Here is a 24,663-nt window from a genome sequence, read left to right as displayed (position 1 = left end):
GTATGCGTCTTTTCAATATTCCGGTTATCCCGCTGCTGCTGACGCTGGCGGGGCTGGTGCCGTTCGTGGCGCCCGCTGCGCTGATGTGGATGTCCGGCAGCCAGCCGATCCGCACGGCGCAGGCGGCCCTTGTGCTGATCGTATACGGGGCGATCATCCTGTCCTTCCTCGGCGGGGTGCGCTGGGGCGCTGAAATCAATGCGCAGGGCAGCGGCGGCATTCCGCGCGGCGGGCTGATGTACCTCTCTGTGCTGGGCTCGCTGGCCGGCTGGGGGCTGGTGCTGTGGGCGGTGCTGGGGCAGCTTGGCTGGCCGGTCTTTGCGGCAGCGGCCGGCGCGCACCTCGTCCACATGGCGTGGGATGCGAACGGGGCGGGGATGCCCTTCTGGTACCGCCGGCTGCGCCTCTTCGCAGGCAGCGGCGCGGCGCTGTCGCTGGCGGCTGCGGCGGCGGCCTATGCCTTGCGGTAGCTGTTCAGGGTGATCGCGGCGGCGGCAAAGCTAAGGGCGGCAAGGCCGGCCGAGACGACCCCGTTCCAGCCCGCCATCGACAGGCCGAGGATGTAGAACGGCGCCTCATTGCAGGCCGGCAGCTGGATCGGCTGGTCCAGCCCGCCCATCGCGAACGGGTCGACATTGCCGCCGACCGAACATCCCGCCGGCGGCGGAAAGATGCGCCATTCGACCCCTGCGTGATAGCCCGCCACAACGACGCCGACGAGGAAGACGAGGCCGATCAGCACATTCAGCGCGATGATGAAGCGCCGCTTCGGCATGAACCGCCACCAGGCAAGCCCGGTCGCAATCATCGCGATCAGCGCCCAGTAGACCTCCCGCTGGCGCAGGCAGAGGGGGCAGGGGTAAAGCCCGCCGAACTGTTCGAAGGCATGGGCCGCCGCCAGCATCAGGGCCGAGGCGGCAAGCGCGAGGACTGGCCAGCGCCAGCCTGTGAGGGCAGAGGTCAGGGTCTGCATGCTCGCCCATGTCTGCCGCGCTGCAGGCTGAGCGCAATGCGGCGCAGCGTCACGAGCCGGTCGCGGCGCTAACGACGAGGCCGATGCCGGTCAGCGCGCCCAGGACCAGCGCGCCGATCCAGGCCGTGCCGACGATACAGCCGCCGATGACGGCAAGCCCATCCTTCTGCATCAGGCCGAAGGCGGTGACGGCGACGGCGAAGCCCGGCACGGTATTGGTCGCCGGCAGGGGCACCAGGATCGAGGCGCAGAAGCAGAACAGGAGCGCGCCGATGACGCGCTCGGACACCGGCCCGGTGATGAAGCTCAGACGCGGGCGGATGATCGCCTCGATCCAGCCGAGCCATTTGCGCCCGCCGCGGGCCATCTGGGTGAGGCCCTTCTTGTCGATCTTGCGCGCGCCGAGCTTTGCCGGCAGCCACGGCTCCTCCCGCCCGATCAGCATCTGGAAGGCCAGCGCCAGCATCGGCAGGGCAACGATCTGCGGCACGCCATAAAGGAACGGGATGCAGCAGGGCAGCGCCAGCAGGAAGAGGCCCGCGCCGAACGCGCTCTCGTCCAGCCGGTCGAAGATCTCCCGCAGGGAAAAGCCTTCCTCAGGCGCCGCGTCGGCGAGGTCCTCGATCGTCTGGAGCAGGGTGCGCGGGGCGGTGTCTGCCGCGCCGGTGGCGGCGGCGGATACGGGGGAAGACGGGGTCATGATGCAGCCCTTATAGACCTCGGAGATTGACAGATCATCCCCCCCTCATGCAGGACTTGCGCCGCCCGACCGGGCGCCCCTGTGGCGAAATGGCAGACGCGGCGGATTCAAAATCCGCTTCTGGCAACAGAGTGCTGGTTCGAGTCCGGCCAGGGGCACCATCTCAGACTCCGTGAGCGTCCGCTTGCGTCCATAAACATCCATAAAAAACAAATACTTATCGAGATTTTGGCGGCTGTTTCGTCCATGGCCGTCCGTTGGCATTTTGCCAAATTTTGGTCGATTTTTTCGAAAATGTTGGCATTCTCTGCGGATCGAAGTGGTAACCTTAGGGAGAAATGCCAACAATGAAACTGACCGACCTTCACATCCGGAAGCTTAAGCCGGGGCCGAGAACCGCGCGATACAGTGACGGGCATGGTCTTTTCCTCGAAATCACGCCCCAGGGCTCGAAGCTCTGGAAGATGGCCTACCGGTTCGACGGGAAGCAGAAGACGCTGTCGTTTGGGAAGTATCCTTTCGTCACCCTGTTGCGCGCGCGCGAAAAGTGCGCCGAGGCAAAGGCCCAGCTCTATGACGGCCTCGACCCTCGCGAAAAGGAGAAGGCCGAGGCCCGAGTGAAGGTAGCCCGGACAGAACACACGTTTGCGAAGATCGCGGCGGGGCTGCAGGAGAAGCGGAAGAAGGAGGGGATTTCGAAGGCCACCCTCCAGAAGCGCGACTGGTTCATCCGGTTCGTAAACTAAGGATCTCGGCGACATGCCAATAACCGAGATCAAGCCGGTGGACATTCTCGTGCCGCTCCGCAGGCAGGAAGCGCGCGGGAACTACGAAACCGCCCGCCGCATGCGCTCTTCCATAGGGCAGGTGTTCCGTTATGCCGTCGCCACCGCGCGCGCCGACCATGATCCCACTTTTGCGCTGAGGGACGCCCTAATCACGCCCAAGGTCCAGCACATGGCGGCGCTGACAAAGCGGGAGGATTTCGCGAGGCTGCTACAGGTGATCTGGACCTATGAGGCGGGGTCAGAAATTACGCGCTCGGCGCTGAAGCTAATGGCCATGCTCTACACCCGGCCCGGAGAGCTGCGGCTGGCGCACTGGAATGAGTTTGACTTCGAGAAGCGGGTCTGGACGCTCCCGGAAGAGCGGATGAAGATGCGCCGGCCGCACCATAAACCGCTCGCGGAACCGGTCATCGCAATTCTCAAGGACCTGCGGTCGCAGACTGGCAGCCGCGTTAGGGTGTTTCCATCCCTGACCGGGAAGGACCGGTCGATCAGCGAAAACACAATGAACCAGGCCTTACGCCGTATGAGCTTCACGAGGGAAGAAATGACGTCACATGGCTTCAGGTCGAGCGCCTCGACTCTCCTGAATGAAAGCGGTCTCTGGAATCCCGATGCGATCGAGGCCGAGCTGGCGCATGCCGACACCAATCAGGTCCGGCGGATCTATCACCGGGCACTCTACTGGGAGGAGCGGGTGAAGATGGCTGATTGGTGGGCGGATGAAGTGCTGACGATGGCGCGGGGGAGGTGAGGTGGACCGGCGCAGCGCTAATTTGGGTCTGGCCTTGATTTCGGGAGCGATCCGATTTCGATTGTGCTTGCCACCCGTCGAGCCGGACCTCTTCATTCTTCTGCCGATAGACAGCAAACTGATCGGTTTGAGATTTGCAATACTAGCGCACCACGAGTGAGCCAATCGGATCAGAATTGTGCTCTGCCTCCAATTGAACGGCTCGGATCAGGGGGCTGGGTCACGAATAACGATAAAATATTGTTGGCATATTTGATGGCCCAGACTCAGAGGTCTGATTTTTCCATTACAGAACAGGTGCTTGCGGGAGCCTCGAGTCCGGCCAGGGCACCATACCGCTCGTCTGAGCCTTATCATCCGATGAACGCGGCCTGCAGTGGATAATCCGCCATCGCCTCGTACCGGGAGGGGCCGCCTTTGCGGCCGGGCCGGCTCTCGTAGAGGTGGAAGTGGGTGGCGGGTAAGGGGCCGGCGCGGACGGCGTGGTGGGTTTCGGTCCAGCGGCGGGCGGCCTCCAGCGGCGTGCCGTGCAGGTAGGCCAGGGTGATGTGCGGCGTGTAGGGGCGCCGCTCCAGCGGGAGGCCGAGGCGGCGGGCTGCGCGCTCGCAGGCGCTGGCAAGGCCGCGCAGCTCGTCGCTCTCTCGGACGCGGGCCCAGACGGCCGTCGGCTCGCGGCGGCCAAACCAGCCAGCGCCTTCCAGCACAATATCGAAGGCGGGCGCGCTGATCTCGCCCAGCTGCTCATCAAGGTCCCGGGCCTGGGCCCCGGTCAGCCCGCCGTAAAAGCAGAGTGTGATGTGGAAGTTTTCCTCCGGACGCCAGCTGGCCCCGGGCAGGTCGTCCTGAAGGGCAGAGAGCTGGCCGGCAATGTCGTCCGGCAAGGGCAGGGCGGCGAAGAGGCGGTGCATGTGCCTCTTCACCACAGATTGCCGGGGCTGGGAACCGGCCTCAGCCGGTCTTTCCAGAAGGGCGAGCCGGCTTCAGCCGGCCAGGGCCTCGAGCTTTCCGAAATGCTCTGCCAGCAGATAATAGAAGGTGACGCGCGATTTCTGGCCGCCTTCATCCTTCATCTTGTCACAGACCGCCTGGATCGCCTCGTCGAGTTCCTGCTGCTTGTGGGCGAGGCCCAGCTTGCCCCGGCACCATTTCTCCCGCACCCGGTCGAGTTCGCCGGAATCCGAGCAGGCGACCAGCGAGCTGTCGCGATTGCGAAGGGCAATTCCCAGATGGCCGACGATGCGTTCGGCGGCGGCCTGATTGTAGCCGTTTGCGTATTTCCTGATGTTCTCAGCGTAAGCAGAAGCATCCGCCATTATAATCCCCTTCCGTGTTCTACTTTCCTGGCGTGGTGCGGTTGAGAAGATCCCCCCTCAAGGACTCCTTCCACAAGGGAAGGTTTATCGGTGGTCAATCGCGTGTCAATGAAATGTAAATGGCTGCACCTGCTTCATTTGCGGCAGGATGAGCATCACTGTCCAGTTTGTGTCGATACTGAGTCGCAAGTGTCGTTCATTTGACACTGAGCAGTAGAGGCAGCCATCTTGCGGTTGTGCATCCCGGCCCGTCTTTCGCCTGTATTGGTAACAGGATGCGGGCCTGACGAATCAGTGGGACAGAAGATCGGTTTTCCTTGCGAAGGCGGGCCAATGTCACCATATTCCCGCGGTAACGGCGCCGGGTGCGGCGCGGCGTTCAATGAAAGGACTTGGAACCCATGAATGAATTCAACCGGAGCTTCGGTGCGGTTGATGCCCGCTCGATGGACACCTCCATCAATGCCGGACTTCGCTCGTTCATGCTGGGGGTCTACCAGAAACTGGCCCTTGGCATTGCGCTGTCCGGCGGCATCGCCTTCCTGGTGGGCTCTTCGCCCGCCCTTTTCGGTGTGCTGGTCGGCACGCCGCTGTTCTACCTTTTCCAGTTCGGCCCGCTGGCGCTGATCCTCGGCTCGGCCTTCCTGATGAAGAACCCGTCTCCGCTGGGCACGGGCATCGTCTACTGGGCGGTGGTCGTGATGCTCGGCGTCTGTCTGTCGATCTGGGTCGCGATGGCCTCGGCCGGCATGAGCGGCGCGACGCGCGCAGGCACCGGCCTGTCGCCGACCTTCTACACGATGGCGAAGGCCTTCCTGCTGACGGCTTCGGCCTTCGGTGCGCTGAGCCTGTTCGGCTACACGACCAAGACGAACCTGCGCCCGATAGGCATCATCGCCGTCTTCGCGCTGTGGGGTGTCGTCGGCCTGTCGCTGCTGAGCCTGCTCTTCCCGCCTTCGGGCATGTTCGAGCTGATCGTGCAGATCGGCGTGCTCGGAATCTCGGGCGTGCTGGTGGCTTTCCAGACGCAGGAGCTGAAAGAGGGCTACTTCGCCCATGAAGGCAACCAGCGTTCGCTGGCCGTGATGACGAACTGGGGCGCCCTCAACTTCTTCATCATGTTCTACAACATGTTCACCATCCTGATGTCGCTGCTCTCGCGCGACTGATCAGGAGGGGACACCTCCCAGACCTGCAAACGCCCCGCGAGCCAGCCTCGCGGGGCGTTTCACATTTTGGCCGCATTGCAACCGGCAACCGCCTCGGCTAGGGGTCCGGCGCAACCGTTTCCGCGTCCATTGTCTTCAGGAGAATCCCATGGCCCGCAACAAGATCGCCCTTATCGGCTCCGGCATGATCGGCGGCACACTCGCCCATATCAGCGCCCGGGAGGAACTCGGCGATGTGATCCTGTTCGACATCGCCGAAGGCCTGCCTCAGGGCAAAGGCCTCGACATTGCCGAATCGACGCCTGTTTATGGTGCCTCGGTCGACCTGAAAGGCGTCAACGACTATGCCGGCATCGCCGGCGCGGATGTCTGCATCGTCACCGCCGGCGTGCCGCGCAAGCCGGGCATGAGCCGCGATGACCTGCTCGGCATCAACCTCAAGGTCATGAAGGCCGTGGGCGAGGGCATCAAGGCCCACGCTCCGAACGCCTTTGTCATCTGCATCACCAACCCGCTCGATGCGATGGTCTGGGCGCTGCAGAAATTCTCCGGTCTGCCGACCGCGAAAGTCGTTGGCATGGCGGGCGTGCTGGACTCCTCGCGCTTTGCCTACTTCCTGTCGGAGAAGACCGGCGTGTCGGTGGCCGACATCCACGCCTGGACGCTGGGCGGGCATGGCGACGACATGGTGCCGATGGTGCGCCACTCCACCGTTGGCGGCCTGCCGTTGACCGAGCTCGTCAAGCAGGGCTGGATGAGCCAGGCAGAGCTGGATGCCATCGTCGAGCGCACCCGCAAGGGCGGCGGCGAGATCGTGAACCTGCTGAAGACCGGCTCGGCCTATTACGCCCCGGCGGAGAGCGCCATTGCGATGGCCAAATCCTACCTCGCCGACCAGAAGCGCGTGCTCCCCGTGGCCGCCTATTGCTCGGGCGAGTACGGCCTGAAGGACATGTATGTCGGCGTCCCGACGCTGATCGGCGCAAATGGCGCGGAAAAGATCGTCGAGTTCGATTTCAATGCCGAGGAAAAGGCCATGTTCGACAAATCCGTCGCCTCGGTGAACGGCCTGATCGAGGCTTGCAAGGGCATCGACCCGTCGCTGGTTTAGGCTTTCCGCTTTCGTGCGGACACGAAAAAGGCGGACGTTTGGTGCGTCCGCCTTTTGCGTTTCAGACGCTGAGGCCTTCGATCAGCAGCGGTCGTCGCGGTCGATTTCGAGTTTCACGACGTCGCCGGTGCGGGCATTGATGTCAATCTCGATTTCATAGCCCTCAGCGGTGCAGCCTTCGACTTCCCATTCGCCATCATCGAGTTCGATCTCATCAAGGCGGACCATCCCGCGCGCTTCCGCGATTTCCAGCGCCTCGGCCTTGCTGATGTTCGAGCTGCGATAATCGTCATCAGCGAGCGCCAGAGAGGCCGGGGCGGCCAGCATGATGGCCGCGAGGGAGGCTGCGAGCATGGATTTCATGGGGTCAGTTCCTTCAGTTTCTGTTGTCTCTTCTGCGGCCCGCCAGGCAGCGAACCGTCTCCGGGGACAGGTGCAAGCCTTGTCCGGGCCGGGCGGTGAACTCCGGCTGAACACGCCCTTCAGGTTCAAGCCCCTCTTGATCTGCCGGCTTGATCTATTGTCTGGCTCCTGAAATCCCTAACGGGATGAGCGCGCCTTTGTTCCCGGAAGATCGGCAGTTGCGCATCCGCGATGCGCTGGACGCTGCGCATGAGGCGCTGAAACTGGCGGAGCGCGAACTCGCCGCCACCGGCGAGGACCCGGCGCGGTGGCGCTGGGTGGCGTTGGGGCTGATCAGTGCGCTCCAGGCCGCGCTGATTGCGGCGCTCTCGGGATACGAGACGGCTGACCCGCAGGCGGTGCTGGTGCCGGGCCAGCCAGACCGGGCGGCGCCGCTGGCACTGCTGCTGCGCCGGGCGCGGGGGCCGGATTACCTGCAGCCGCCCGAACGCCCGGATATCAGCGCAGGCACGCTGGAGCGGCTGGACGCGCTGGCGCGCCTGCGCAATGCGGCGGTGCACGGTCTGGCATTTGATCTGCCGGCAGACCCTGCAGCCCTCGCCCGCCCGGCGGTGCGGTTAACCGGTCATCTGCTGATCCGTCATCCGGCGTTCGATCCGCGCCCGCATGGGGTCATGCGCGCCCTGCTGGCAGATGTGATCCGTCGGCTCGAGACGGGGCTGGCGCAAGGCGGTTCATGATTAACGCCAAAGTGACGCCTGCCGGATCATGATGGCGCAATGCGTCTCTTCCGCCCGCTTGCCGTGTCCATGCTGGCGCTCGCCCTGACGGCGGCGGCGCCGGACACATTCACGCGCGCTGACCTCGATGCGCTGGACGCCGAACGGCGCAGCGCGCTGCGCGAACTCGAACGCTTGCAGTCAGCAGGGGAGGAGACGGTGCGCGACCTGCGCACGCTGGACCAGCAGCTGCTGTCAGCCGCGATGGAGGCACGCCGCCGCGAGGAACAGGCCGCGTCTGCCGAGCGCGCGCTGATTGACCTCGGGATGCGGCAGCGCAAGGCGGCGGAGGACCTGCTGGCCAGCGAGGCGGCGTATGAGGACCTGATCGCCGCGCTCGCAGCCGCCAACCGGCGGCGCCCGCCCGCGCTGGTGGTGTCCCCAGGCCAGTCTGGCACGGCGATCCGCCGCGCGGTCCTGATGCGCACGACGCTGCCCCAGCTTGAGGCGCGGGCGGCCGCGATTGCCGCCGATATCGAGAACCTGCAGCGGCTGGAGCAGCAGGTGAGGGGCGAGCAGGCGCGCCTCGATGCGGCCGAGGCAACGCTGGCGCTGAAGCGTGAGGAGATCGAGCAGCTGGCCGCCGTCAAGCGCAGCCAGGCGGAGGGCGTGTCAGGCGATCTGGCCGCGCTCAGGGCCCGCGCTGACCGGCTGGGCCGCGAGGCCGATACGCTGCGCGACCTGCTGGCCGCGCTGCAATCGAACGCGCCGTCCGCGCCGGGCATGAAACCGGCCGCGCGGCCCCAGCTTGCCGCGCTGCGCCCGGCAGCTCCCGCGACGCGCCCGTCTGCCGCTTCGCCGCCGGCGGCGGGATCATCCGCTGCGGTGGCCGCGCGCCCGCTTGGCCGGTCGGCCCTTGGCGGGCTGCAGCAGCCGGCCGCCGGGAATTTGCTGCACCGGTTTGGCGACCGGCTGTCCGGCGGCGGAACGGCGCAATGGGTCAGTTTCACGACCCGGGCCGAGGCCCAGGTCATCGCGCCGGTGGGCGGAACGGTTGAGTATGCACGCCCGTTTCGCAGCTATGGATCGATGCTGATTCTGCGTACAAGTGACGGATATCATGTTATTCTTACGGGCATGAGCCGGATCTACGTATCCGAAGGCCAGGCTGTCACCGCCGGAGAACCGGTCGGGCGGATGCCGGATCGCGCTGATCCGCCGCCTGAACTCACTCTGGAATTAAGGCTTGGCGACCGGGTGCTTAATCCGGCAGAGTGGATGGCTCGGGGCGGATGACCGCCAAGAGGTTTAGGATGGAGTGGAACATGCGTCCATTGCTGACAGGGACGGCCATTGGCGGGGTGCTGGGGGCGGTTCTGGTCGGGTTTGCGGCTTTCGCCTGGCCGCAGGAGCAACGCAGCACGCCGTCCGATCCGCGCGCGATCACCTATCAGCAGATCGAGCTGTTCGCCGAAATCTTTGCCCGGGCGCAGCGTGACTACGTCGTGCCGATTGATGAGCGCGAAGCCATGTCGGCGGCCATCAATGGGATGCTGACCTCGCTCGATCCGCATTCCGGCTATCTGGACCCCGAGGACTTCCGCTCGCTGCAGGTTGCGACCTCCGGGGAGTATGGCGGGCTCGGCATCGAGGTCACGATGGAGGATGGCTTCGTCAAGGTGATCTCGCCGATGGATGATACGCCCGCTGACCGCGCCGGCATCCAGCCAGGCGACTATATCACCGCCATCAATGGCCGCGCGATCCTAGGTCAGACGCTGAACGATGCCGTGCGCGAGATGCGCGGCGAGAAAGGCACGCCGATCGAACTGACGATCCTGCGCGAGGGATCGGACCCCTTCCAGGTCACGCTGGTGCGCGAGGTCATCCGGCCGAGAATCGTCAGCTGGCGGAAGGAAGATGACAATATCGCCTATATCCGGGTGTCGACCTTCAATGAGCGTACCGGGGCTCTGCTCGAGGACGCACTGAGCGCGATTGGCCGCGAGATCGGCCCGCGCCCGCGCGGCCTGGTTCTGGACCTGCGCAACAATGGCGGCGGACTGCTCGATGAGGCGGTCAAGGTCGCAGATTTCTTCCTGTCGGGCGGGGAGGTCGTCTCGACCCAGGGCCGCCGCCCGATTGATGTCGAGCGCCGCAATGCCAGCCGCGCCGAAGTATTCAAGGACGTACCGATTGTCGTGCTGATCAATGGCGGTTCGGCCTCGGCCTCGGAGATCGTGGCTGGCGCGCTGCAGGACCGTGGCCGGGCACTCGTCATCGGCACGACCAGCTTCGGCAAGGGTTCGGTCCAGTCGGTGATCCCGCTCGGCGCAGACCGGGGCGCCATCCGGCTGACCACGGCGCGCTACTACACCCCCGCCGGCCGCTCGATCCAGGCCCTCGGCATCGAGCCGGACCTGATGGTCACGCAGGTGCGCCTGACGGAAGAAGAGCTCGCCCGCATCCGCCGCTTCTCAGAGGCTGACCTGCCACACGCGATGCAGAACGAAAACGGCGAACAGCGTAATGGCAGCCGGATGCCGGATGAACAGCCGCCTGAAGATTATGAGGGCACGGACTTCCAGCTGGAGCGGGCGCTGGCCGTCCTGAAGGAGGGCCAGGCGGCCCTGTCGCGGATCGCCATGCGTCGGGATAATGCCGGTTAACGAATTCCACTGCTGAAACGTACAATTGACGCGGCGGCGTCAACACTCCGTTTGCCAGCTGTTAACCCTCGCGGGCGATTCTGATCCCTGTCTTTTCCGAAGAACAGGTGATCAGGGTGTTCCATGCGTTATCGGCGTGAGTCCGAGCCGTCCCCGCTGCGCACTGGCCTCGTCCATGCAGGCTTCAGCCTCACGGTCTTCGGCGGTCTTGCGGCCTGTTTCGGGCTCGGCGTCCACCTGACCGGTGATCCGGCAACGGCCAGCCCGCGCAAGACAATTGCCCTGTTCGGCCCGTCCGAGACGGCCTATGCCTATGCCGATACGTCAGCCTATTCCTATGCCCGGCAGATGGACCCGGATGCGGACGGCGGTGCCGAGCTTGTGGCCGCCGCCTATGAGGCTGGCGCGGAAGAAGGGTTCGCGCTGACCTACACCAATCTTGAGGGCGAGGGCCTGCGCATTGATGTGACCGGCGGGCAGGGCGGACCTGCGCCCCAATTCCGCGAGACCGGTGTGCGCATCAATGGCCGGATGGTGCAGCCGGGCCAGTCCTTCGGCGAGGTTCGCGGGGCGCCGGTGGGCGGGCCTGCCGCGCCGCCGGCCCAGGCGGTCAGTGCCGCTGTGCGGGCGCCCGAGCCCACTGGCCGGTCGCCGGCTGATCTCTATGCCCGGCCCTTCTCCAATCCCGAGGGCCGCCCGGTCGTGTCGCTGGTCATCGGCGGCCTCGGCATCAATGCCACCCAGACCCTTCTGGCCATCGAGACCCTGCCCCCGGACGTCACCCTGTCCTTTGCCCCGGATGCGAACCGGCTGGACTACTGGATCCGTCTCGCCCGCGAGGCGGGCCATGAAGTGCTGATCGAAGTGCCGATGGAGGCGCAGGCCTATGACCGGCTGGGAATGCGCCGCGATACGCTGATGGCTGACGCAGCGCCCCAGGCAAACCTGCAGCGCCTGAACCAGGTGCTCGGCCGGGCGCGCGGCTATTACGGCGTCATCAATTATCAGGGCGCAAAGTTCGCTGCTGACCCGGCTGCCGTTGAGCCGGTCTTCCGGACGCTCGCCGAACGCCAGCTTGCCTTCATTGATGATGGCACTCTGGAGACGGCGGCTTTCGCCCGGGCAGCCTCGACGCACGGCCTGCGCTATGTGCGCGCGAGCGGCGCGATCGATACGCGCCAGACGCAGCAGGACATCGCCGGCGAGCTGATGGAACTTGAGATGCTGGCGCTGCAGCACGGCGCAGCGCTCGGCGCGGCCTTCGCCTTCCCGGTGACGATCGAGACTGCCAGCAACTGGATCGAGCAGCTGCCCGAGAAGGGGCTGATCCTCGCTCCCGCCTCGGCCCTGTTGCCGCGCGCGCCGGCCCAGCCAGCGCCTGTGGCACAGGGGCGCGAGCTGCGCACTGGCAGCCTGCGCGGCAGTGGGGTAAATTCCGGCGGGTGACCCAGCCCAAACCCGATCCGAACCTGTACCGCGCCAATGTTGGCCTCGCCCTGTTCTCCAAGGCGGGCCATGTCTTCATTGGCCGCCGCATCAATGGCCGCGGGCCCTTCCAGTGGCAGATGCCGCAGGGCGGGGTCGATCCCGGCGAAGACCCGGCGACCGGGGCCCTGCGCGAGCTGGAGGAGGAAATCGGCGTGCCCGAGAAGCTCGTCGATGTGCTCGAAGAGACGTCCGACTGGCTGTATTATGATTTCCCGCCCGACCTGAAGAAACGGATGCAGGGACCATATCTGGGCCAGCGTCAGAAATGGTTCGCCTTCCGGTTCAAGGGCTCTGACAGCGATGTGCGCCTCGACCGGCACACGCCGGAATTCGACGCCTGGCGCTGGGCCCCGCTGGACGAGACACCGGAGCTGATCGTGCCGTTCAAGCGGCCTGTATATCTGGAAGTGGCCATCCGTTTCCGGCGCTGGACGGAACCGGTGCTGCCGGGCAAGGTGCCGCAGGGCTGAGCGCGGAGCATCGGCCCGCGCGCAAGGAGGGAAGGGGTATGGGGCATCTCCTGATGATCCACGGGGTCGGCTGTGACGGCTCGGCCTGGGACAGGATGAAACCGCTGTTCGAGGCATCGGGCTGGACCTGCCATGCGCCGACGCTGTTCCCGGACCAGCGGGTGCAGCACAACCCGCCCCCGAGCCTGCCGGAGCTTGGCCTGGCCGATTACATCGCCGCGATGCAGGCGGAGGCGCGCCGGGTCGCGGCAGAGACAGGCGAAAAGCCTGCAGTGATCGGGCATTCGATGGGCGGGCTGATCGCGCAGAAACTGGCCGAGGCGGGCGAGGTCTCCAAAGCGGTGTTCCTGACGCCGGCCCAGCCGAAGGAGTGCTCCGTGATCGGACTGTCGGTCGCCTGGGCGTTCTTCAACATCATCATCAGCCGGGACCGGAAGAAACCCTACAAGATATGGAAAACGGGCTTCAGCTACGGCGTGCTGAATTGTGTGCCTAAGGATCGCCATGAGGCGATCTATGCCGGCGCGGTCTATGATTCCGGCCGGGTGTATGGCGACCTCGCGGACGGGGTTGAGGTCGATGAGGCGCGCATCACAATACCGACCCTGACGATTGCCGCAACGCAGGACCGCGCGACACTGGCAAAGGCCGTCCGCAAGGTCGGCGAGAAATATGCCCGGGCGCCTGTCCCCGGCGACTTCCTCGAATATCCGGACAACGCCCACTGGATCGTCGATGAACCGGGTACGGACAAGGTGGTGGCAGACATCGCCGCCTGGCTGAAGCGTTGAGACCGTCTCAGACAAGAAAACGCCCCGCCGGTGAGGGCGGGGCGCTTGAATTTTGCTGCGGCGCGAGCCTGGCTGCGTGGCAGATTATTTTTCACACATCTTCAGGAAGCGGTTACGCAGGTCAGCGTCGGATTTGAACACGCCGGTGAACTGCGTCGTCACGGTGGTAACGTGGCGGTGGTGGACGCCGCGTGTCGACATGCACTGATGCTCGGCTTCGATGAAGACGGCTGTACCCATCGGGGCGAGGCTTTCGGTGATCGCGTCGCAGATCTGTGCGGTCATCGTTTCCTGCGTCTGCAGACGCTTGGCGAAGATCTCGACGACGCGGGCGAGTTTCGAGATGCCGACGACGGCCTCTGACGGCATGTAGGCGACGAACGCCTTGCCCCGGAACGGCGCGATATGGTGCTCGCAATGGCTCTCCACCTCGATATTGCGCATGATGACGATGTCGTCATAGCCCTGCACATCCTCGAAGGTGCGGCTGAGATATTTCACCGGGTCTTCGTCATAGCCCTGGAACCATTCCTTGTAGGCATTGACGACGCGCTTCGGCGTGTCGATCAGGCCTTCGCGCATCGGGTCGTCGCCGGCCCAGGCGATCAGGGTGCGGACAGCGGCTTCCGCCTCTTCCTGCGTCGGGCGCACGACCGGGTCGTGGCGTGCGATATCATTCTTGGGAGTCACGGCGTCCATTGCCATAGTTTAGTCCTTCACTGAGGGACGGGGGTCGAGCCGGGGCCATCATGGCACGGACTTAACGCCCGCCCGGAGTTGCTACCCTCAGGGCGATCTGGGGAACATAAGTGGCGCTCTGCCGTTATGCTAGCCGTTTCTACGGTGACGCGAGGGGAGTGGATGAGGGAAAAGTTGCGTTTCGTTGCGGCAAGGGGTATGGCCGCGCGCATGTCCCCGCGCCGGATGCCCCGCCCCTGTCCCTGTTGCTGTTGCCGCTGAGCGGCAGCAAGAGACAGCCCTGGCGCAGCTGCGCCGGCGCGGCACACACAGTCCGGCCCCTTTCCAAGAGACGACATGACCCTCCGCATTTACGATACCGCTGCGCGCAAGAAGCGCGTTTTCGAGCCCCAGGACCCGGCCCGGATCACCCTCTATGTCTGCGGCCCGACCGTCTATAACCATGCCCATATCGGCAATGCCCGCCCGCCGGTGGTCTTCGATGTGCTGCGCCGCCTCCTGATGGCGCGGTATGGCGAAGGCGCGGTCGTCTATGCCCGCAACATCACGGACATCGAGGACAAGATCATCGCCGCCGCGCTGGAAACCGGCGTGCCGATTGCCGAGATCACGCAGAAATACGCCGCCATCTACAATGCCGATGTCGCGGCCCTGAACGTCATCCCGCCCAGCATCGAGCCCTGGGCGACGGCACATGTGCCTGAGATGATCGCCATTATCGAGAAGCTGGTGCGCAAACAGTACGCCTATGTCGGCGAGACAGGGGTGTGGTTCTCCGTGCCCTCGATGCCGGACTATGGCCGGCTGTCTGGCCGCAAACCGGAAGACAATGAAGCCGGCGCCCGCGTCGCGGTTGAGCCCGACAAGCGTGACCCGGCAGACTTTGCGCTGTGGAAGTTTGCCAAGCCCGGCGAGCCGGAAGACGCGATCTGGGACAGCCCTTGGGGCCGCGGCCGGCCGGGCTGGCATATCGAATGCTCCGCCATGGCCGAGAAGCACCTCGGCCGGACCATCGACATCCATGGCGGCGGCATCGACCTCGTCTTCCCCCACCATGAGAACGAGATCGCCCAGTCCGAATGCGCGCACGGGCAGGAGCTCGCGCGCTACTGGATGCATAATGGCTTCCTCGACATGGGCGGGGAGAAGATGTCGAAATCGCTCGGCAATATCGTCACCGTGCACGACCTGCTGAAGGACTGGCCGGGCGAGGTGCTCCGCTTTGCGCTGCTGACAGCGCATTACCGCGCGCAGCTCGACTGGACCGAGGACCTCCTGAAACAGGCCAAGGCGACGCTCGACCGGATCTATGGCGCGCTCCGCCGCGTCTGGGAGGCCGAAGGCGGTCGCGCGACCTATCGGGGCGTGCATGAGGCGCTGGAGGATGATCTCAACACGCCCGAGGCGCTCGCTGCGCTCTCGGCGATTGCGTCAGCTGCCAACACCGCCGCCGACCAGAAGGATACGGAGATGATGAAGGCGACCCGCGCGGACCTGCTGGCCGCCGGCAAGCTGCTGGGCCTGCTGACCCTGACGCCGAAGGAATGGGAGCAGGGCGGCAATTCCGACGAGAACGCCCGCATCGACGCCCTCGTCCAGGCGCGAGTAGATGCCCGCGCGGCAAAGGACTGGGCCGAGGCGGACCGCATCCGCAAGGCGCTCGCCGAGGAGGGCGTCGAGATCATGGACGGCCCCGGCGGCAGCACATGGCGGCGCATCTGAACCGGCGGGGCCTCCTGGCCGCCCTGTGTGCGGCGGTGCTGGCGGCGTGCGCCGCCGGCCCGGCACGCGAGGCGGAACAGCAGCCCGTGGCAGAGCCGCCGGCGCGCTTTTTCCTGGTGCGCCATGCAGAGAAGGACACCGGCAATGATCCTGGCCTGACCGCAGCTGGCGCGGCGCGCGCCGCTGCCCTGGCAGAGCGGCTGGAAGGGGAGGGCGTGACCCATATCTGGTCCACCGCCACCCGCCGCACGCAGGAGACCGCCCGTCCGCTCGCCGGGGCGCTGGGCCTTGGCATGCAGACCTATGACGCTTCAGACCTCGGCGCCTTCGCCCGGCAGCTGGAAGGCATCGCCGGGGTGCATCTGGTGATCGGCCATTCGAACACGACCGGCCAGCTGGCAGGCCAGCTCGGCGCCGATCCCGGCGCGCCAATTGAAGACGGTTGGGAATTTGACCGCCTCTATGTGATCAGCCTGGATCAGGCCGGAGCCATCGGCTCCCGGATCGAGCGCTATGGCGCGCCTTCGCTTGCTTCAGCCGGGGCGGCGCCATGAACCGGCGCGGCACGCGAACACCCGTCACCAGCCTGCGCACGCTGATGCGATCCCTGATCCTCAACACCGAGGGGCAGGATGTCAGCTTCGAGGAGCTGATGCACGCTGTCGGGCGGCGGGCGCACGGGCCGGTCTTGCTGCTGATCGGCTTCATCTCGATCAGCCCGATTGCCGCCATTCCCGGCGCGACGATCGTGTTTGCCACGCTGACCCTGATCTTCGCGCTGCAGGTGGTGGCAGGACTGCCCCACCCCTGGCTGCCGCGCCGCATTCTCGACTTCCGCTTCCGGCGCGACATCCTCGTGCGCGGCGCGGTGGTCGCCGAGCGTTATGCGCACATGCTGGACGCGCTGGTGAAGCCGCGCCTGACCTTTCTGACCGAGGCGCCGTTCATCCAGCTGGTCGCGCTGCTCTGCGTAATGGCGGCGCTGATCACCTATCCGCTCAGCTTCGTGCCGCTGGCGCCCTTCCTGCCGGGGCTGACGATCCTGCTCTTCGGCCTCGCCCTGACAGCGCGGGATGGGGTGGTGCTGCTGCTCGCCATGGCAGCGTTTACCGGAGGCCTGCTGGTGGTTATCCGCATCCTGCCGCGTCTGGCTGCGCTCTGGCCGTTTTGAGACCTGGCGGAGGCGCAGGCCGGGCGGTCACAAATCTTTCTCCGAATTGTAAGTTGACGCAGCGGTAGGTGTATCGCACGGGGGAGGGCGTGGGCGCTTGCCCCATTTCGACACCTCTCATCATTCGGGCCATCCGGTCGCGGCTCCGGCCAGGCTGGGTGGCCTCTTTTTTCCGGGCCTTGCCGCCTGTCTTCGCGCGGGCCATCTAGGCGGCATGAGCGAGCTTTATCACAACCGCATCCTCGAACTTGCCGCCGGCATTCCGCATGTCGGGCGCCTGGCAGAGGCCGAGGGCGAGGCGCTGAAAGTCTCCCGCGTGTGCGGTTCCACGGTGCATGTCTCGCTGGCGCTCGACGCGGCAGGCGAGCATGTCGCCGCCATCGCGGTCGATCCCAAGGCGTGCGCGCTGGGCCAGGCGTCCACCTCCATCCTCGCCGCCAACGCCATCGGCGCCAGTGTTGAGGAAATCCGCGCCGCGCTCAGCGGCCTGCGCGCCATGCTGAAAGAGGGTGGGGCCCCGCCCGAAGGCCGCTTCTGGGAACTGCGCCACCTCGAGCCCGTCGCCGACTATCCCCCCCGTCACGCCTCGACGCTGCTGGCCTTCGAGGCGGCGGTGGCGGCGATTGATACGGCGTTGGCAGCGCGGGCAGCGGTTTAGCATGAGCCTCCGCCGCCGCATCGCCTATGTCCTGCTTGCCGTCTACAAGCACGGGCCGAGCCAGCTGTTCCAGCTGGCGGGGGCGCGGTGCCAGCATTCGCCGACCTGTAGTGAATACGGGGCGGAATGCGTCGCGCGGCATGGCTGGTGGCCGGGCTTCTGGATGGCGCTGGCGCGTTTCATTCGCTGCCGTCCAGGCGGAAGCCATGGCTATGATCCCGCGCCGGAAACAAAACCGAACGTTCCGTTCTGGCTTCCCTGGCGCTATGGTGACTGGAAATCCGGGCCCAGAAACGGCCCCACATGCGGTCAGAGCGACGGCGCGAAGGCGCTGGTTGAAACCTCGCCCGAGGCGTGACATATCCCGTGTCCATGAACGCAGGCATTTTCCTCACCGGGCTCACCCCGCGAACTCGTCAGGGTGCATGACGCATCCCTGAAGGCGCCCCCGCGCGCCCCGTTCATGCACCCGCCGAAAATCCCAGCCACCGGTACGCCGTGAAATCGGGGTAGGATTCCCGGTAAAGCCGCGTTAATCACGGCCCGCCAGAACCCAAGCCGGATTCGCAAGATTTTCCCGCCGGGGCGCTGCGTCCTCGCGGCCCGTCACAGAAACGCAAAGACCCATGATCCAAGTCACGCTGCCCGATGGCTCGAAACGCGACTATGCAGACGGCGCCTCGCCGCTGGATGTTGCCGAGTCGATCTCCAAATCCCTCGCCAAGAAGGCCCTCGCCGCCAAGGTAAATGGTGAGATGTGGGACCTTGTCCGTCCGCTGGAAGGCGACGCGCAGGTCGCCATCATCACGGACCGCGACCCCGAAGGCCTCGAACTGATCCGCCATGACGCCGCCCATGTGCTGGCCCAGGCGGTGCAGGAACTTTATCCCGATGCGCAGGTCACGATCGGCCCGGTCATCGATGACGGCTTCTACTATGACTTCGCCCGCCCCGCCCCGTTCTCGACGGAGGATTTCGAGCGGATCGAAGCGAAGATGCGCGAGATCGTCGATGCCGATTATCCCATCATCCGTGAGGTCTGGCAGAAGGAAGCGGCCATCGAGACGTTTCGCAAAATCGGCGAGGACTACAAGGCCCAGATCATCGATGACATCATCCCGCCGGGCGAGCCGATCACGGTCTACCGCCAGGGCGACTGGTTCGACCTCTGCAGGGGCCCGCATCTTCCGTCCACGGGCAAATTGCCCAAGGCGTTCAAGCTGATGAAGCTCGCCGGCGCCTATTGGCGCGGCGACCACCGCAACGAAATGCTCCAGCGCATGTACGGCACAGCCTGGGCAAATGAGAAAGACCTGAAGGAACATCTCCACCGTCTCGAAGAGGCCGAAAAGCGCGACCACCGGAAGCTCGGCGCACAGCTGGACCTGTTCCATCTCGATGGCATGGCCGCAGCCGGTTCGGTCTTCTGGCACCCCAACGGTTTCCAGGTCTGGCGCCAGATCGAGGCCTATATGCGTCGGCGCCTCGATGCGTCGGGATATGAGGAAATCAAGACGCCGCAGCTGATGGATTCCGCGCAGTGGGAAAAGTCCGGCCACTGGGGCAAATACCGCGAGAACATGTTCATCGTGCCCGATTTCATTCCGGAAGGGGATGAAGGCGTGGAAATCTCCGTGCCGGAAGATGCCCGCCTGATGGCGCTGAAACCGATGAACTGCCCGGCGCATGTCGAGGTGTTCAAGTCCGGCCAGAAATCCTACCGCGACCTGCCGCTGCGCCTTGCCGAGTTCGGCTGCTGCCACCGCAACGAGCCGCACGGCGCCATTCACGGCATCATGCGCGTGCGCCAGTTCACGCAGGACGACGCGCACATCTTCTGCCGGGAAGACCAGATCGTCGAGGAGTCCATCCAGTTCTGCCGCCTGCTGGAAAGCGTCTACCGCGATTTCGGATTCGAGCAGATCGCGGTGAAACTCTCCACGCGCCCCGATGTGCGTGCCGGCGATGATGCGACGTGGGACCGGGCCGAGGCCGGCCTCCAGGCGGCCGTCGATGCTGCCGGCCTGCCGTGTGAATTGCTGCCGGGGGAGGGCGCCTTCTATGGTCCCAAGCTCGAATTCCAGCTGACGGATGCCATCGGCCGCGTCTGGCAGTGCGGCACGCTGCAGCTCGACTATGTGCTGCCCGAACGTCTGGGGGCGGAATATACGGCCCCGGACGGTTCGAAGCAGCGCCCCGTGATGCTCCACCGCGCAATCCTTGGCTCGATGGAGCGCTTCATCGGCATCCTGATTGAGGAATTCGCGGGCGCTTTCCCGTCCTGGCTGGCGCCTGTGCAGGTCGTCGTGGCGGCGATCTCCGATGATGCAGCCGGCGGCTATGCCGAGGAGGTTGCAGACCTGCTGCGCAAGGCCGGGCTGCGCGCCGAGGTCGACCGCCGCAATGAGACGATCAATTACAAGGTCCGCGAACACTCGCTGAAAAAGGTGCCGGTGATTGCCGTCGTCGGTGCGCGGGAGGCGGAGGAGCGCAAGGTGGCGCTGCGCCGGCTCGGCTCCAACGGCCAGCAGATCATGACCCTGGACGAGGCGCTCGCCGCCCTGCCGCAGGAAGCCCTGCCGCCGGACCTGAAACGCGCCGCTGAGGCCGTGTGACACGCCAGCGGTGACAATCCCCCCGGCGGAGGCCAGACTAGCGCCCATGGCATACGGATACACCTTCGCCGGGCTGATGCTGCTCTGGCCGCTGCTGGCGCTTCTGGGCACGCAGGGCTTTGCGCCGCTGGTGGGTCTTACCGGCATTGCTGCGCTGATCCTCGCCCGGCCCAAATGGCCGCCGGCGCTCTATGCCGTTGCCTTCCTCATCTTCATCGCCTGGGCGGCGGCGAGCGAATTCTGGTCACCGGCGGCCCGGCAGATCATCACCGGCAATCTCATGGAGGGCACCTTTGCCATTGGTGCGCGCAGCCTGATCATCGTGATGACGGCCCTGTTCGGCGTGCTCACCCTGGCGGCAGCCGCGCGGACGGACATGTCCCCGCGTGCGCAGGCGCTGATCTGGATTGCCTTCGCCCTTCACGGCGCCATTGCGCTTGCCTCGGGCTTCATTTCCGGGCCGTTCATTGAGGCCGTCTATGGCACCGAGCCGCAGGATACCGTCGCCGGGATTCAGAACGTCAACCGCAACATCAATGCCTTCGGCCTTGTCCTGCCGCTTGTCGCGGCGGCGCTGGCGCACAGGTTTGGTCTCAAGGGAACGCTGGCGGCGGCGGTCCTCACGGCGCTCATGGTGGTCGCGGCGATCCGCGTGGATACACAGGCGGGCGTGCTGTGTGTGGCCGGCATGATCGGCGGATTTGCGCTCGCGCAGGTGCTGCCGCGAAACGCCTACCGCGCGCTGTTCGGCCTGGCTGCGGCCTATGTGCTGTTTGCGCCCGCGGTGATGATGGGGCTGATCCGCAGCCTGGACGGCGTGTCACGATCCCTGCCGGATTCCTTCCAGTCGCGGCTCTGGTCGTGGGAAGCGGCCATCGGCCATATCCGCGAGGCGCCGCTGCTCGGCCACGGTCTCGGCGCCAGCCGCACCTGGCGGGAGACCTTTGCCGCCCATCCGGAGAAGCTCGCAGAGCTCGCCCCTAACTGGGCCTACTATCCGGTTATTCCCGGCCATCCGCACAACATGCCGCTGCATCTATGGGCAGAGACCGGGCTCGTGGGCGCGCTGCTCGCGGCTGCCGCGCTGGTCCTGCTGGCGATCCGGCTGCCGGCGCCGTCCAGCCTGCGGGCCGATGTGCGCTTTGCGATTGCCGGCGTGGCGGGGGCCTCCTTCAGCCTGTTCAGCTTCGCCTACAGCGTCTGGAACGAAGCGTTCTGGGCGGGTCTTGCGCTGATTGCGGCGGTGCTGGTCCTCTTCGCCCGCCGCGCCGCGAAGGGCTGAGGCCGATGCCGCCGGACACGGCCGCCATCGTCGTCACCTACCGCACCGGGCCGCGCTTGGCCGAATGCCTCTATGCCTTGAAGACCGATCCTGCGATTGCCGAGATCCTGATTGCGGACAATGGCAACCCACGGCAAGTGCAGGACTGGCTCGCCCGCTTCGTGGACGGGTGCGGGGGCAGGGCGCGCCTGCTGCGCCTCGACAATCCGGGCTTTGGGGCGGCGGTGAACCGCGCGGCGGCAGAGGCGCAGGCGGCGCATCTCCTGGTGATCAATCCCGACTGTGTGCCCAAGCGCGGCGCGGTGGACCTTATGAAAGCGGCCCTCACCGGCGCGGCGCGCCCGGCCATCATCGGCGGGCGCATCTTCGGGCAGGATGGGCGCGAGCAGCGCGGCGGGCGGCGCAACACGCTGACACTGCCCCGCGCGCTCGGCCTAAGCCAGTGGACGCTGGAAAACGATCCCCCACCGGACGGGCCCATCCCGGTCGGGGTCATCACCGGCGCCTTCTTCCTGTTGCGCCGGGAGGATTTTGAGGCCCTCGGCGGCTTCGATGAGGACTATTTCCTGCATGTGGAGGATGTGGACCTCTGCCGCCGCGCGCTCGAAACTGGCGGATCGGTGATCTACCAGCCCCGCGCCGGCGCGCTGCATTACACCTCCACCTCGGATGCCCCGTCTGCCGCCGTGCAGGCCCACAAGGCGGCCAGCCTCGCGCGCTATTTCCGCAAGTTCGCGAAGGGGCCGCTGGAGCGCGCCATCGTGGAACTCGCCGTGCCGTTCATCGGGCTTGCCCTGAAACTTCGCCGCTGAAACGAAAAACCCCGGCCACAGGGGCCGGGGTTTTCCACGCTACACATCGTGTGTGGGCGATAAGCGCCTTACACGAAGCCTTTGAACTTGTCCTTGAAGCGCGAAACGCGGCCGCCGCGATCGAGGTTCTTGCCCTCGCCGCCGGTCCAGGCCGGGTGCACTTTCGGGTCGATGTCGAGCACCATGCGGTCGCCCTCTTTGCCCCAGGTGGAGCGCGTCTGGTATTCGGTGCCGTCAGTCATCACAACCGTGATGAAGTGATAATCGGGATGCCCTTGTTTCTTCATGGCCGCGGGCCTCTTTCTCGTCTGGCGTGTTCTGTACGGGTTGACGCACCGGGGTGCGCTGGCATGTCTCAGCCGGAAATCGAAGACGGCCGTATAAGGGAAAGCCGGAGAGCCTGCAAGAGGCCCGCGGCAGGGATTCGCGTCCCCGGCCCACCGGCAAGGGATGAGACAATCTGGGCATGGCCGATTCCGGCGCCACCATTACAGAAGACCGGCGCGCCAGCCTGCCGGATGGGGGCGAAGCCATCGCCCGCCCGCGCGGCCGTGACCTGAAACCGCTGGCCCTGCTATGGCCCTATATCGGCCGCCACTGGATCACGGTGACGGTAGCGCTCGTCTTCCTGATCGCGGCCTCAGCCGTCAGCCTCGCCATTCCGATGCTGCTGGGGCGCGCGGCGGATGCCGGCCAGGCGGCAGGCTCAGATCCCGCGCTCCTGATGGCGCTGATTGATGAGGCCTTCCTCTGGGTCTTCGCGGCAGCAGTCGGGGCAGGGGTGCTGGGCGCGCTGCGCTTCTATTTCGTCTCCCGTTTTGGCGAGCGGATCGCCGCCGACCTGCGCCGGGACATCTATGCCCACCTCCTGAAACTCTCCCCCGCCTATCACGCGCAGATGCGGTCGGGCGAAGCTGTCTCGCGCCTCACCGCAGATGTCACGCTGATCGAGACCTTCCTCGGCTCCTCCGCCTCGCTCGCGACCCGGACCCTGATCACGACCACGGGCGCGCTCGCCCTGATGATCGCCGTCAACTGGCAGCTCGGCCTGACCCTGCTGGCCATGCTGCCGATCGCCATCCTGCCAGTCATCGGCATCGGCGGCATCATCCGGCGCATGTCGAACCGGGCCCAGTCCCGCCTCGCGGACGCAGGCGCAGAAGCCGCCGAAACGCTCGACTCCATCGAGCTCGTCCAGGCCTATGGCCGCGAGGCCCGCCAGCTCTCCGCCTTCCAGACCGCCATCGAGGCAACCTTCGCCGCCGCCATGCGCCGCACCAGCGCCCGCGCGCTGATGATCGTGCTCGTGTCCGTCCTGCTGTTCGGCGGCTTCACGGCGGTGCTCTGGCTCGGCGCGCGGGCCGTGGCCAGCGGCGAGATGAGCTTCGGCGACCTTGCCGCGATGGTGCTCTATGCCGCCTATGCCGGCTCCGGCCTCGGTATGCTGGCGGAGGTCTATGGCGAGGTCATGCGCGCGGCTGGCGCGGCGGACCGTGCGGCCGAAGTGCTGCGCGTCGTGCCGGAGATCGCCCCACCCGCAAACCCGAAACCGATGCCGGAGTCCGGCCCTGGCGCGCTCTCCTTCTCCCGGGTCAGCTTCCGCTACGGCGCAGGCGACGCCTCGGCGCTGGAGGGCTTCTCGCTCGATGTGAAGCCCGGCGAATTTGTTGCCCTCGTGGGCCCCAGCGGGGCGGGGAAGACGACCGTGTTCCGTCTCGCGCTGCGCCTGTTCGATCCGCAGGCCGGCACCATCCGCCTCGACGGCGTCGCCTCCACCGAAGCGGACCCCACAGACTGGCGCCGCCGCTTCGCCTACGCCCCGCAGGAATCGGCGCTGTTCACCGGCACGGCCGCTGACAATATCCGCTTCGGCCGCGAGGATGCGGACAATGCCATCCTCGAGCAGGCCGCCCGCATGGCCGAGGCGATGGGCTTCCTCGATGAAAAGGACGGGCTCGCGACCCCACTCGGCCAGAAGGGGCGCAGCCTGTCGGGCGGCCAGCGCCAGCGCATCGCGCTCGCCCGCGCTCTGGTGCGCGGCGCGCCCGTACTGCTTCTGGACGAGGCGACCTCCGCGCTCGATTCCGAAAGCGAGGCGGCCGTGCGCCGCGCCATCGAGAACGCCGCAACCGGGCGCACCACGCTCGTCATCGCCCACCGCCTCTCCACCGTGCGCCGCGCCGACCGCATCATCGTGATGGACCGTGGACGGATCGTCGAGGAAGGCAGCCATGACGCCCTGATGGCGCAGGGCGGGCTCTATGCGCGGCTTGCGGAGCTGCAGTTTTCGGAAGGCTAGAAAGAGCCCTCACCTCCCACGCCTTCGGCGCGGACCCCTTCTCTCCCATGATTGGGAGAGGGGTCAGTGGCGCTGCCCCTTAACCCCTCTCTCTCTG

The 24,663-nt window shown here is 66.0% G+C and carries 27 protein-coding genes and 1 tRNA gene; 21 read left to right on the top strand and 7 right to left on the bottom strand.

Annotated elements, in window-relative coordinates; genetic code table 11:
• The first annotated feature begins 2 nt into the window (after positions 1 to 2).
• Positions 3 to 470: a DUF3429 domain-containing protein gene (locus tag ACK4SV_RS12820; protein ID WP_409918229.1), complete on the top strand. Its 468-nt coding sequence runs from the start codon at positions 3 to 5 to the stop codon at positions 468 to 470.
• Here the strand turns inward: ACK4SV_RS12820 and ACK4SV_RS12815 are convergent.
• Both ACK4SV_RS12815 and ACK4SV_RS12810 read right to left on the bottom strand, forming a co-directional pair.
• Complete coding sequence (locus tag ACK4SV_RS12815; RefSeq protein WP_409918228.1) at positions 455 to 973, bottom strand: disulfide bond formation protein B; 519 nt, start codon at positions 971 to 973, stop codon at positions 455 to 457. The two genes, ACK4SV_RS12820 and ACK4SV_RS12815, sit on opposite strands and share 16 nt — an antisense overlap.
• A 49-nt stretch (positions 974 to 1,022) precedes the next feature.
• Positions 1,023 to 1,673, bottom strand: coding sequence for an exopolysaccharide biosynthesis protein (locus ACK4SV_RS12810; protein ID WP_409918227.1), 651 nt, complete (start codon positions 1,671 to 1,673; stop codon positions 1,023 to 1,025).
• Positions 1,674 to 1,748: 75 nt separating this feature from the next.
• Between ACK4SV_RS12810 and ACK4SV_RS12805 the strand changes: the two genes are divergently transcribed.
• The 3 genes from ACK4SV_RS12805 (at position 1,749) to ACK4SV_RS12795 (ending at position 3,215) form a co-directional block, all read left to right on the top strand.
• A tRNA-Leu gene (locus ACK4SV_RS12805) sits at positions 1,749 to 1,834 on the top strand.
• A gap of 186 nt (positions 1,835 to 2,020) precedes the next feature.
• Positions 2,021 to 2,419 (top strand): Arm DNA-binding domain-containing protein, encoded by a 399-nt coding sequence (locus ACK4SV_RS12800; RefSeq protein WP_409918226.1) that lies wholly within the window; start codon positions 2,021 to 2,023, stop codon positions 2,417 to 2,419.
• 13 nt (positions 2,420 to 2,432) lie between these two features.
• Positions 2,433 to 3,215 carry a tyrosine-type recombinase/integrase gene (locus tag ACK4SV_RS12795; protein WP_409918225.1) on the top strand — a complete coding sequence of 261 codons (783 nt, stop codon included), beginning with the start codon at positions 2,433 to 2,435 and terminating at the stop codon, positions 3,213 to 3,215.
• A gap of 353 nt (positions 3,216 to 3,568) precedes the next feature.
• Here the strand turns inward: ACK4SV_RS12795 and thpR are convergent, their stop codons facing one another.
• Together thpR and ACK4SV_RS12785 are read right to left on the bottom strand one after the other, a co-directional pair.
• Positions 3,569 to 4,123 carry an RNA 2',3'-cyclic phosphodiesterase gene (gene thpR / locus ACK4SV_RS12790; RefSeq protein WP_409918224.1) on the bottom strand — a complete coding sequence of 185 codons (555 nt, stop codon included), beginning with the start codon at positions 4,121 to 4,123 and terminating at the stop codon, positions 3,569 to 3,571.
• Between the two features lie 72 nt (positions 4,124 to 4,195).
• Positions 4,196 to 4,528, bottom strand: a complete 333-nt coding sequence (locus ACK4SV_RS12785) for a DUF2853 family protein (protein WP_409918223.1) — start codon at positions 4,526 to 4,528, stop codon at positions 4,196 to 4,198.
• Positions 4,529 to 4,929: 401 nt separating this feature from the next.
• Here ACK4SV_RS12785 and ACK4SV_RS12780 point away from each other — a divergent pair, with 401 nt between their 5' ends.
• Together ACK4SV_RS12780 and mdh are read left to right on the top strand one after the other, a co-directional pair.
• Positions 4,930 to 5,697, top strand: a complete 768-nt coding sequence (locus ACK4SV_RS12780; protein WP_409918222.1) for a Bax inhibitor-1 family protein — start codon at positions 4,930 to 4,932, stop codon at positions 5,695 to 5,697.
• 148 nt (positions 5,698 to 5,845) lie between these two features.
• The gene (gene mdh, locus ACK4SV_RS12775) at positions 5,846 to 6,808 is read left to right on the top strand and encodes a malate dehydrogenase (protein WP_409918221.1); all 963 of its coding nucleotides are present in this window, start codon (positions 5,846 to 5,848) and stop codon (positions 6,806 to 6,808) included.
• 81 nt (positions 6,809 to 6,889) lie between these two features.
• Here mdh and ACK4SV_RS12770 read toward each other — a convergent pair whose 3' ends face one another.
• Positions 6,890 to 7,171, bottom strand: a complete 282-nt coding sequence (locus ACK4SV_RS12770; RefSeq protein WP_409918220.1) for a PepSY domain-containing protein — start codon at positions 7,169 to 7,171, stop codon at positions 6,890 to 6,892.
• Positions 7,172 to 7,356: 185 nt separating this feature from the next.
• On the opposite strand from ACK4SV_RS12770, the gene ACK4SV_RS12765 reads away from it, so the two are divergent.
• From ACK4SV_RS12765 to ACK4SV_RS12740, 6 genes are all read left to right on the top strand, one after another.
• Entirely contained in the window at positions 7,357 to 7,911 is a 555-nt protein-coding gene (locus ACK4SV_RS12765; RefSeq protein ID WP_409918219.1) for a hypothetical protein, read from the top strand.
• A gap of 39 nt (positions 7,912 to 7,950) precedes the next feature.
• Positions 7,951 to 9,186 carry a murein hydrolase activator EnvC family protein gene (locus tag ACK4SV_RS12760; protein WP_409918218.1) on the top strand — a complete coding sequence of 412 codons (1,236 nt, stop codon included), beginning with the start codon at positions 7,951 to 7,953 and terminating at the stop codon, positions 9,184 to 9,186.
• 29 nt (positions 9,187 to 9,215) lie between these two features.
• Positions 9,216 to 10,559: a S41 family peptidase gene (locus tag ACK4SV_RS12755; protein ID WP_409918217.1), complete on the top strand. Its 1,344-nt coding sequence runs from the start codon at positions 9,216 to 9,218 to the stop codon at positions 10,557 to 10,559.
• Between the two features lie 123 nt (positions 10,560 to 10,682).
• Positions 10,683 to 12,005, top strand: a complete 1,323-nt coding sequence (locus ACK4SV_RS12750; protein ID WP_409918216.1) for a divergent polysaccharide deacetylase family protein — start codon at positions 10,683 to 10,685, stop codon at positions 12,003 to 12,005.
• The gene (locus ACK4SV_RS12745) at positions 12,002 to 12,517 is read left to right on the top strand and encodes an RNA pyrophosphohydrolase (protein ID WP_409918215.1); all 516 of its coding nucleotides are present in this window, start codon (positions 12,002 to 12,004) and stop codon (positions 12,515 to 12,517) included. The genes ACK4SV_RS12750 and ACK4SV_RS12745 overlap by 4 nt, the downstream gene beginning before the upstream one ends.
• Positions 12,518 to 12,555: 38 nt before the next feature.
• Positions 12,556 to 13,308 (top strand): alpha/beta hydrolase, encoded by a 753-nt coding sequence (locus ACK4SV_RS12740; RefSeq protein ID WP_409918214.1) that lies wholly within the window; start codon positions 12,556 to 12,558, stop codon positions 13,306 to 13,308.
• A gap of 84 nt (positions 13,309 to 13,392) precedes the next feature.
• On the opposite strand, the gene folE is transcribed toward ACK4SV_RS12740, so the two are convergent.
• The gene (folE, locus tag ACK4SV_RS12735; RefSeq protein ID WP_409918246.1) at positions 13,393 to 14,007 is read right to left on the bottom strand and encodes a GTP cyclohydrolase I FolE; all 615 of its coding nucleotides are present in this window, start codon (positions 14,005 to 14,007) and stop codon (positions 13,393 to 13,395) included.
• A gap of 336 nt (positions 14,008 to 14,343) precedes the next feature.
• On the opposite strand from folE, the gene cysS reads away from it, so the two are divergent.
• The 8 genes from cysS to ACK4SV_RS12695 all read left to right on the top strand — a co-directional run bounded on the left by cysS (position 14,344) and on the right by ACK4SV_RS12695 (position 22,267).
• The gene (cysS, locus tag ACK4SV_RS12730; RefSeq protein WP_409918213.1) at positions 14,344 to 15,729 is read left to right on the top strand and encodes a cysteine--tRNA ligase; all 1,386 of its coding nucleotides are present in this window, start codon (positions 14,344 to 14,346) and stop codon (positions 15,727 to 15,729) included.
• Entirely contained in the window at positions 15,714 to 16,283 is a 570-nt protein-coding gene (locus ACK4SV_RS12725) for a histidine phosphatase family protein (RefSeq protein ID WP_409918212.1), read from the top strand. The genes cysS and ACK4SV_RS12725 overlap by 16 nt, the downstream gene beginning before the upstream one ends.
• Positions 16,280 to 16,900, top strand: coding sequence for an exopolysaccharide biosynthesis protein (locus tag ACK4SV_RS12720; RefSeq protein ID WP_409918211.1), 621 nt, complete (start codon positions 16,280 to 16,282; stop codon positions 16,898 to 16,900). The genes ACK4SV_RS12725 and ACK4SV_RS12720 overlap by 4 nt, the downstream gene beginning before the upstream one ends.
• A 214-nt stretch (positions 16,901 to 17,114) precedes the next feature.
• Positions 17,115 to 17,558 carry an iron-sulfur cluster assembly scaffold protein gene (locus ACK4SV_RS12715; protein ID WP_409918210.1) on the top strand — a complete coding sequence of 148 codons (444 nt, stop codon included), beginning with the start codon at positions 17,115 to 17,117 and terminating at the stop codon, positions 17,556 to 17,558.
• Position 17,559: 1 nt separating this feature from the next.
• Positions 17,560 to 17,916, top strand: coding sequence for a membrane protein insertion efficiency factor YidD (yidD, locus tag ACK4SV_RS12710; protein ID WP_409918209.1), 357 nt, complete (start codon positions 17,560 to 17,562; stop codon positions 17,914 to 17,916).
• Positions 17,917 to 18,184: 268 nt separating this feature from the next.
• Positions 18,185 to 20,173, top strand: coding sequence for a threonine--tRNA ligase (gene thrS / locus ACK4SV_RS12705; protein WP_409918208.1), 1,989 nt, complete (start codon positions 18,185 to 18,187; stop codon positions 20,171 to 20,173).
• A gap of 46 nt (positions 20,174 to 20,219) precedes the next feature.
• The gene (locus ACK4SV_RS12700) at positions 20,220 to 21,455 is read left to right on the top strand and encodes an O-antigen ligase family protein (RefSeq protein WP_409918207.1); all 1,236 of its coding nucleotides are present in this window, start codon (positions 20,220 to 20,222) and stop codon (positions 21,453 to 21,455) included.
• 5 nt (positions 21,456 to 21,460) lie between these two features.
• The gene (locus ACK4SV_RS12695; protein WP_409918206.1) at positions 21,461 to 22,267 is read left to right on the top strand and encodes a glycosyltransferase family 2 protein; all 807 of its coding nucleotides are present in this window, start codon (positions 21,461 to 21,463) and stop codon (positions 22,265 to 22,267) included.
• Between the two features lie 68 nt (positions 22,268 to 22,335).
• Here the strand turns inward: ACK4SV_RS12695 and rpmE are convergent, their stop codons facing one another.
• Positions 22,336 to 22,554 (bottom strand): 50S ribosomal protein L31, encoded by a 219-nt coding sequence (gene rpmE, locus ACK4SV_RS12690; protein ID WP_409918205.1) that lies wholly within the window; start codon positions 22,552 to 22,554, stop codon positions 22,336 to 22,338.
• 179 nt (positions 22,555 to 22,733) lie between these two features.
• Between rpmE and ACK4SV_RS12685 the strand changes: the two genes are divergently transcribed.
• Complete coding sequence (locus tag ACK4SV_RS12685) at positions 22,734 to 24,566, top strand: ABC transporter transmembrane domain-containing protein (RefSeq protein ID WP_409918204.1); 1,833 nt, start codon at positions 22,734 to 22,736, stop codon at positions 24,564 to 24,566.
• Positions 24,567 to 24,663 lie beyond the last annotated feature (97 nt).

Origin of the sequence: Hyphomonas sp. (assembly GCF_046313735.1) — a bacterium.
Lineage (GTDB): Bacteria > Pseudomonadota > Alphaproteobacteria > Caulobacterales > Hyphomonadaceae > Hyphomonas.
The sequence above is the reverse complement of the archived record's forward strand: the minus strand, read 5'-3'. Positions and strand labels throughout refer to the sequence as shown.

What these genes read in the sequence shown, in the direction of transcription:
- rpmE (WP_409918205.1), bottom strand. Translation starts at nt 22,554, where the DNA reads ATGAAGAAACAAGGGCATCCCGATTATCACTTCATCACGGTTGTGATG.
- ACK4SV_RS12760 (WP_409918218.1), top strand. Translation starts at nt 7,951, where the DNA reads ATGCGTCTCTTCCGCCCGCTTGCCGTGTCCATGCTGGCGCTCGCCCTG.
- ACK4SV_RS12715 (WP_409918210.1), top strand. Translation starts at nt 17,115, where the DNA reads ATGAGCGAGCTTTATCACAACCGCATCCTCGAACTTGCCGCCGGCATT.
- thpR (WP_409918224.1), bottom strand. Translation starts at nt 4,123, where the DNA reads ATGCACCGCCTCTTCGCCGCCCTGCCCTTGCCGGACGACATTGCCGGC.
- ACK4SV_RS12810 (WP_409918227.1), bottom strand. Translation starts at nt 1,673, where the DNA reads ATGACCCCGTCTTCCCCCGTATCCGCCGCCGCCACCGGCGCGGCAGAC.
- ACK4SV_RS12695 (WP_409918206.1), top strand. Translation starts at nt 21,461, where the DNA reads ATGCCGCCGGACACGGCCGCCATCGTCGTCACCTACCGCACCGGGCCG.
- ACK4SV_RS12755 (WP_409918217.1), top strand. Translation starts at nt 9,216, where the DNA reads ATGCGTCCATTGCTGACAGGGACGGCCATTGGCGGGGTGCTGGGGGCG.
- ACK4SV_RS12785 (WP_409918223.1), bottom strand. Translation starts at nt 4,528, where the DNA reads ATGGCGGATGCTTCTGCTTACGCTGAGAACATCAGGAAATACGCAAAC.
- yidD (WP_409918209.1), top strand. Translation starts at nt 17,560, where the DNA reads ATGAGCCTCCGCCGCCGCATCGCCTATGTCCTGCTTGCCGTCTACAAG.
- ACK4SV_RS12765 (WP_409918219.1), top strand. Translation starts at nt 7,357, where the DNA reads ATGAGCGCGCCTTTGTTCCCGGAAGATCGGCAGTTGCGCATCCGCGAT.
- ACK4SV_RS12815 (WP_409918228.1), bottom strand. Translation starts at nt 973, where the DNA reads ATGCAGACCCTGACCTCTGCCCTCACAGGCTGGCGCTGGCCAGTCCTC.
- ACK4SV_RS12795 (WP_409918225.1), top strand. Translation starts at nt 2,433, where the DNA reads ATGCCAATAACCGAGATCAAGCCGGTGGACATTCTCGTGCCGCTCCGC.
- ACK4SV_RS12750 (WP_409918216.1), top strand. Translation starts at nt 10,683, where the DNA reads ATGCGTTATCGGCGTGAGTCCGAGCCGTCCCCGCTGCGCACTGGCCTC.
- folE (WP_409918246.1), bottom strand. Translation starts at nt 14,007, where the DNA reads ATGGACGCCGTGACTCCCAAGAATGATATCGCACGCCACGACCCGGTC.
- ACK4SV_RS12720 (WP_409918211.1), top strand. Translation starts at nt 16,280, where the DNA reads ATGAACCGGCGCGGCACGCGAACACCCGTCACCAGCCTGCGCACGCTG.
- mdh (WP_409918221.1), top strand. Translation starts at nt 5,846, where the DNA reads ATGGCCCGCAACAAGATCGCCCTTATCGGCTCCGGCATGATCGGCGGC.
- ACK4SV_RS12820 (WP_409918229.1), top strand. Translation starts at nt 3, where the DNA reads ATGCGTCTTTTCAATATTCCGGTTATCCCGCTGCTGCTGACGCTGGCG.
- ACK4SV_RS12800 (WP_409918226.1), top strand. Translation starts at nt 2,021, where the DNA reads ATGAAACTGACCGACCTTCACATCCGGAAGCTTAAGCCGGGGCCGAGA.
- ACK4SV_RS12700 (WP_409918207.1), top strand. Translation starts at nt 20,220, where the DNA reads ATGGCATACGGATACACCTTCGCCGGGCTGATGCTGCTCTGGCCGCTG.
- ACK4SV_RS12770 (WP_409918220.1), bottom strand. Translation starts at nt 7,171, where the DNA reads ATGAAATCCATGCTCGCAGCCTCCCTCGCGGCCATCATGCTGGCCGCC.
- cysS (WP_409918213.1), top strand. Translation starts at nt 14,344, where the DNA reads ATGACCCTCCGCATTTACGATACCGCTGCGCGCAAGAAGCGCGTTTTC.
- ACK4SV_RS12780 (WP_409918222.1), top strand. Translation starts at nt 4,930, where the DNA reads ATGAATGAATTCAACCGGAGCTTCGGTGCGGTTGATGCCCGCTCGATG.
- ACK4SV_RS12740 (WP_409918214.1), top strand. Translation starts at nt 12,556, where the DNA reads ATGGGGCATCTCCTGATGATCCACGGGGTCGGCTGTGACGGCTCGGCC.
- ACK4SV_RS12685 (WP_409918204.1), top strand. Translation starts at nt 22,734, where the DNA reads ATGGCCGATTCCGGCGCCACCATTACAGAAGACCGGCGCGCCAGCCTG.
- ACK4SV_RS12725 (WP_409918212.1), top strand. Translation starts at nt 15,714, where the DNA reads ATGGCGGCGCATCTGAACCGGCGGGGCCTCCTGGCCGCCCTGTGTGCG.
- thrS (WP_409918208.1), top strand. Translation starts at nt 18,185, where the DNA reads ATGATCCAAGTCACGCTGCCCGATGGCTCGAAACGCGACTATGCAGAC.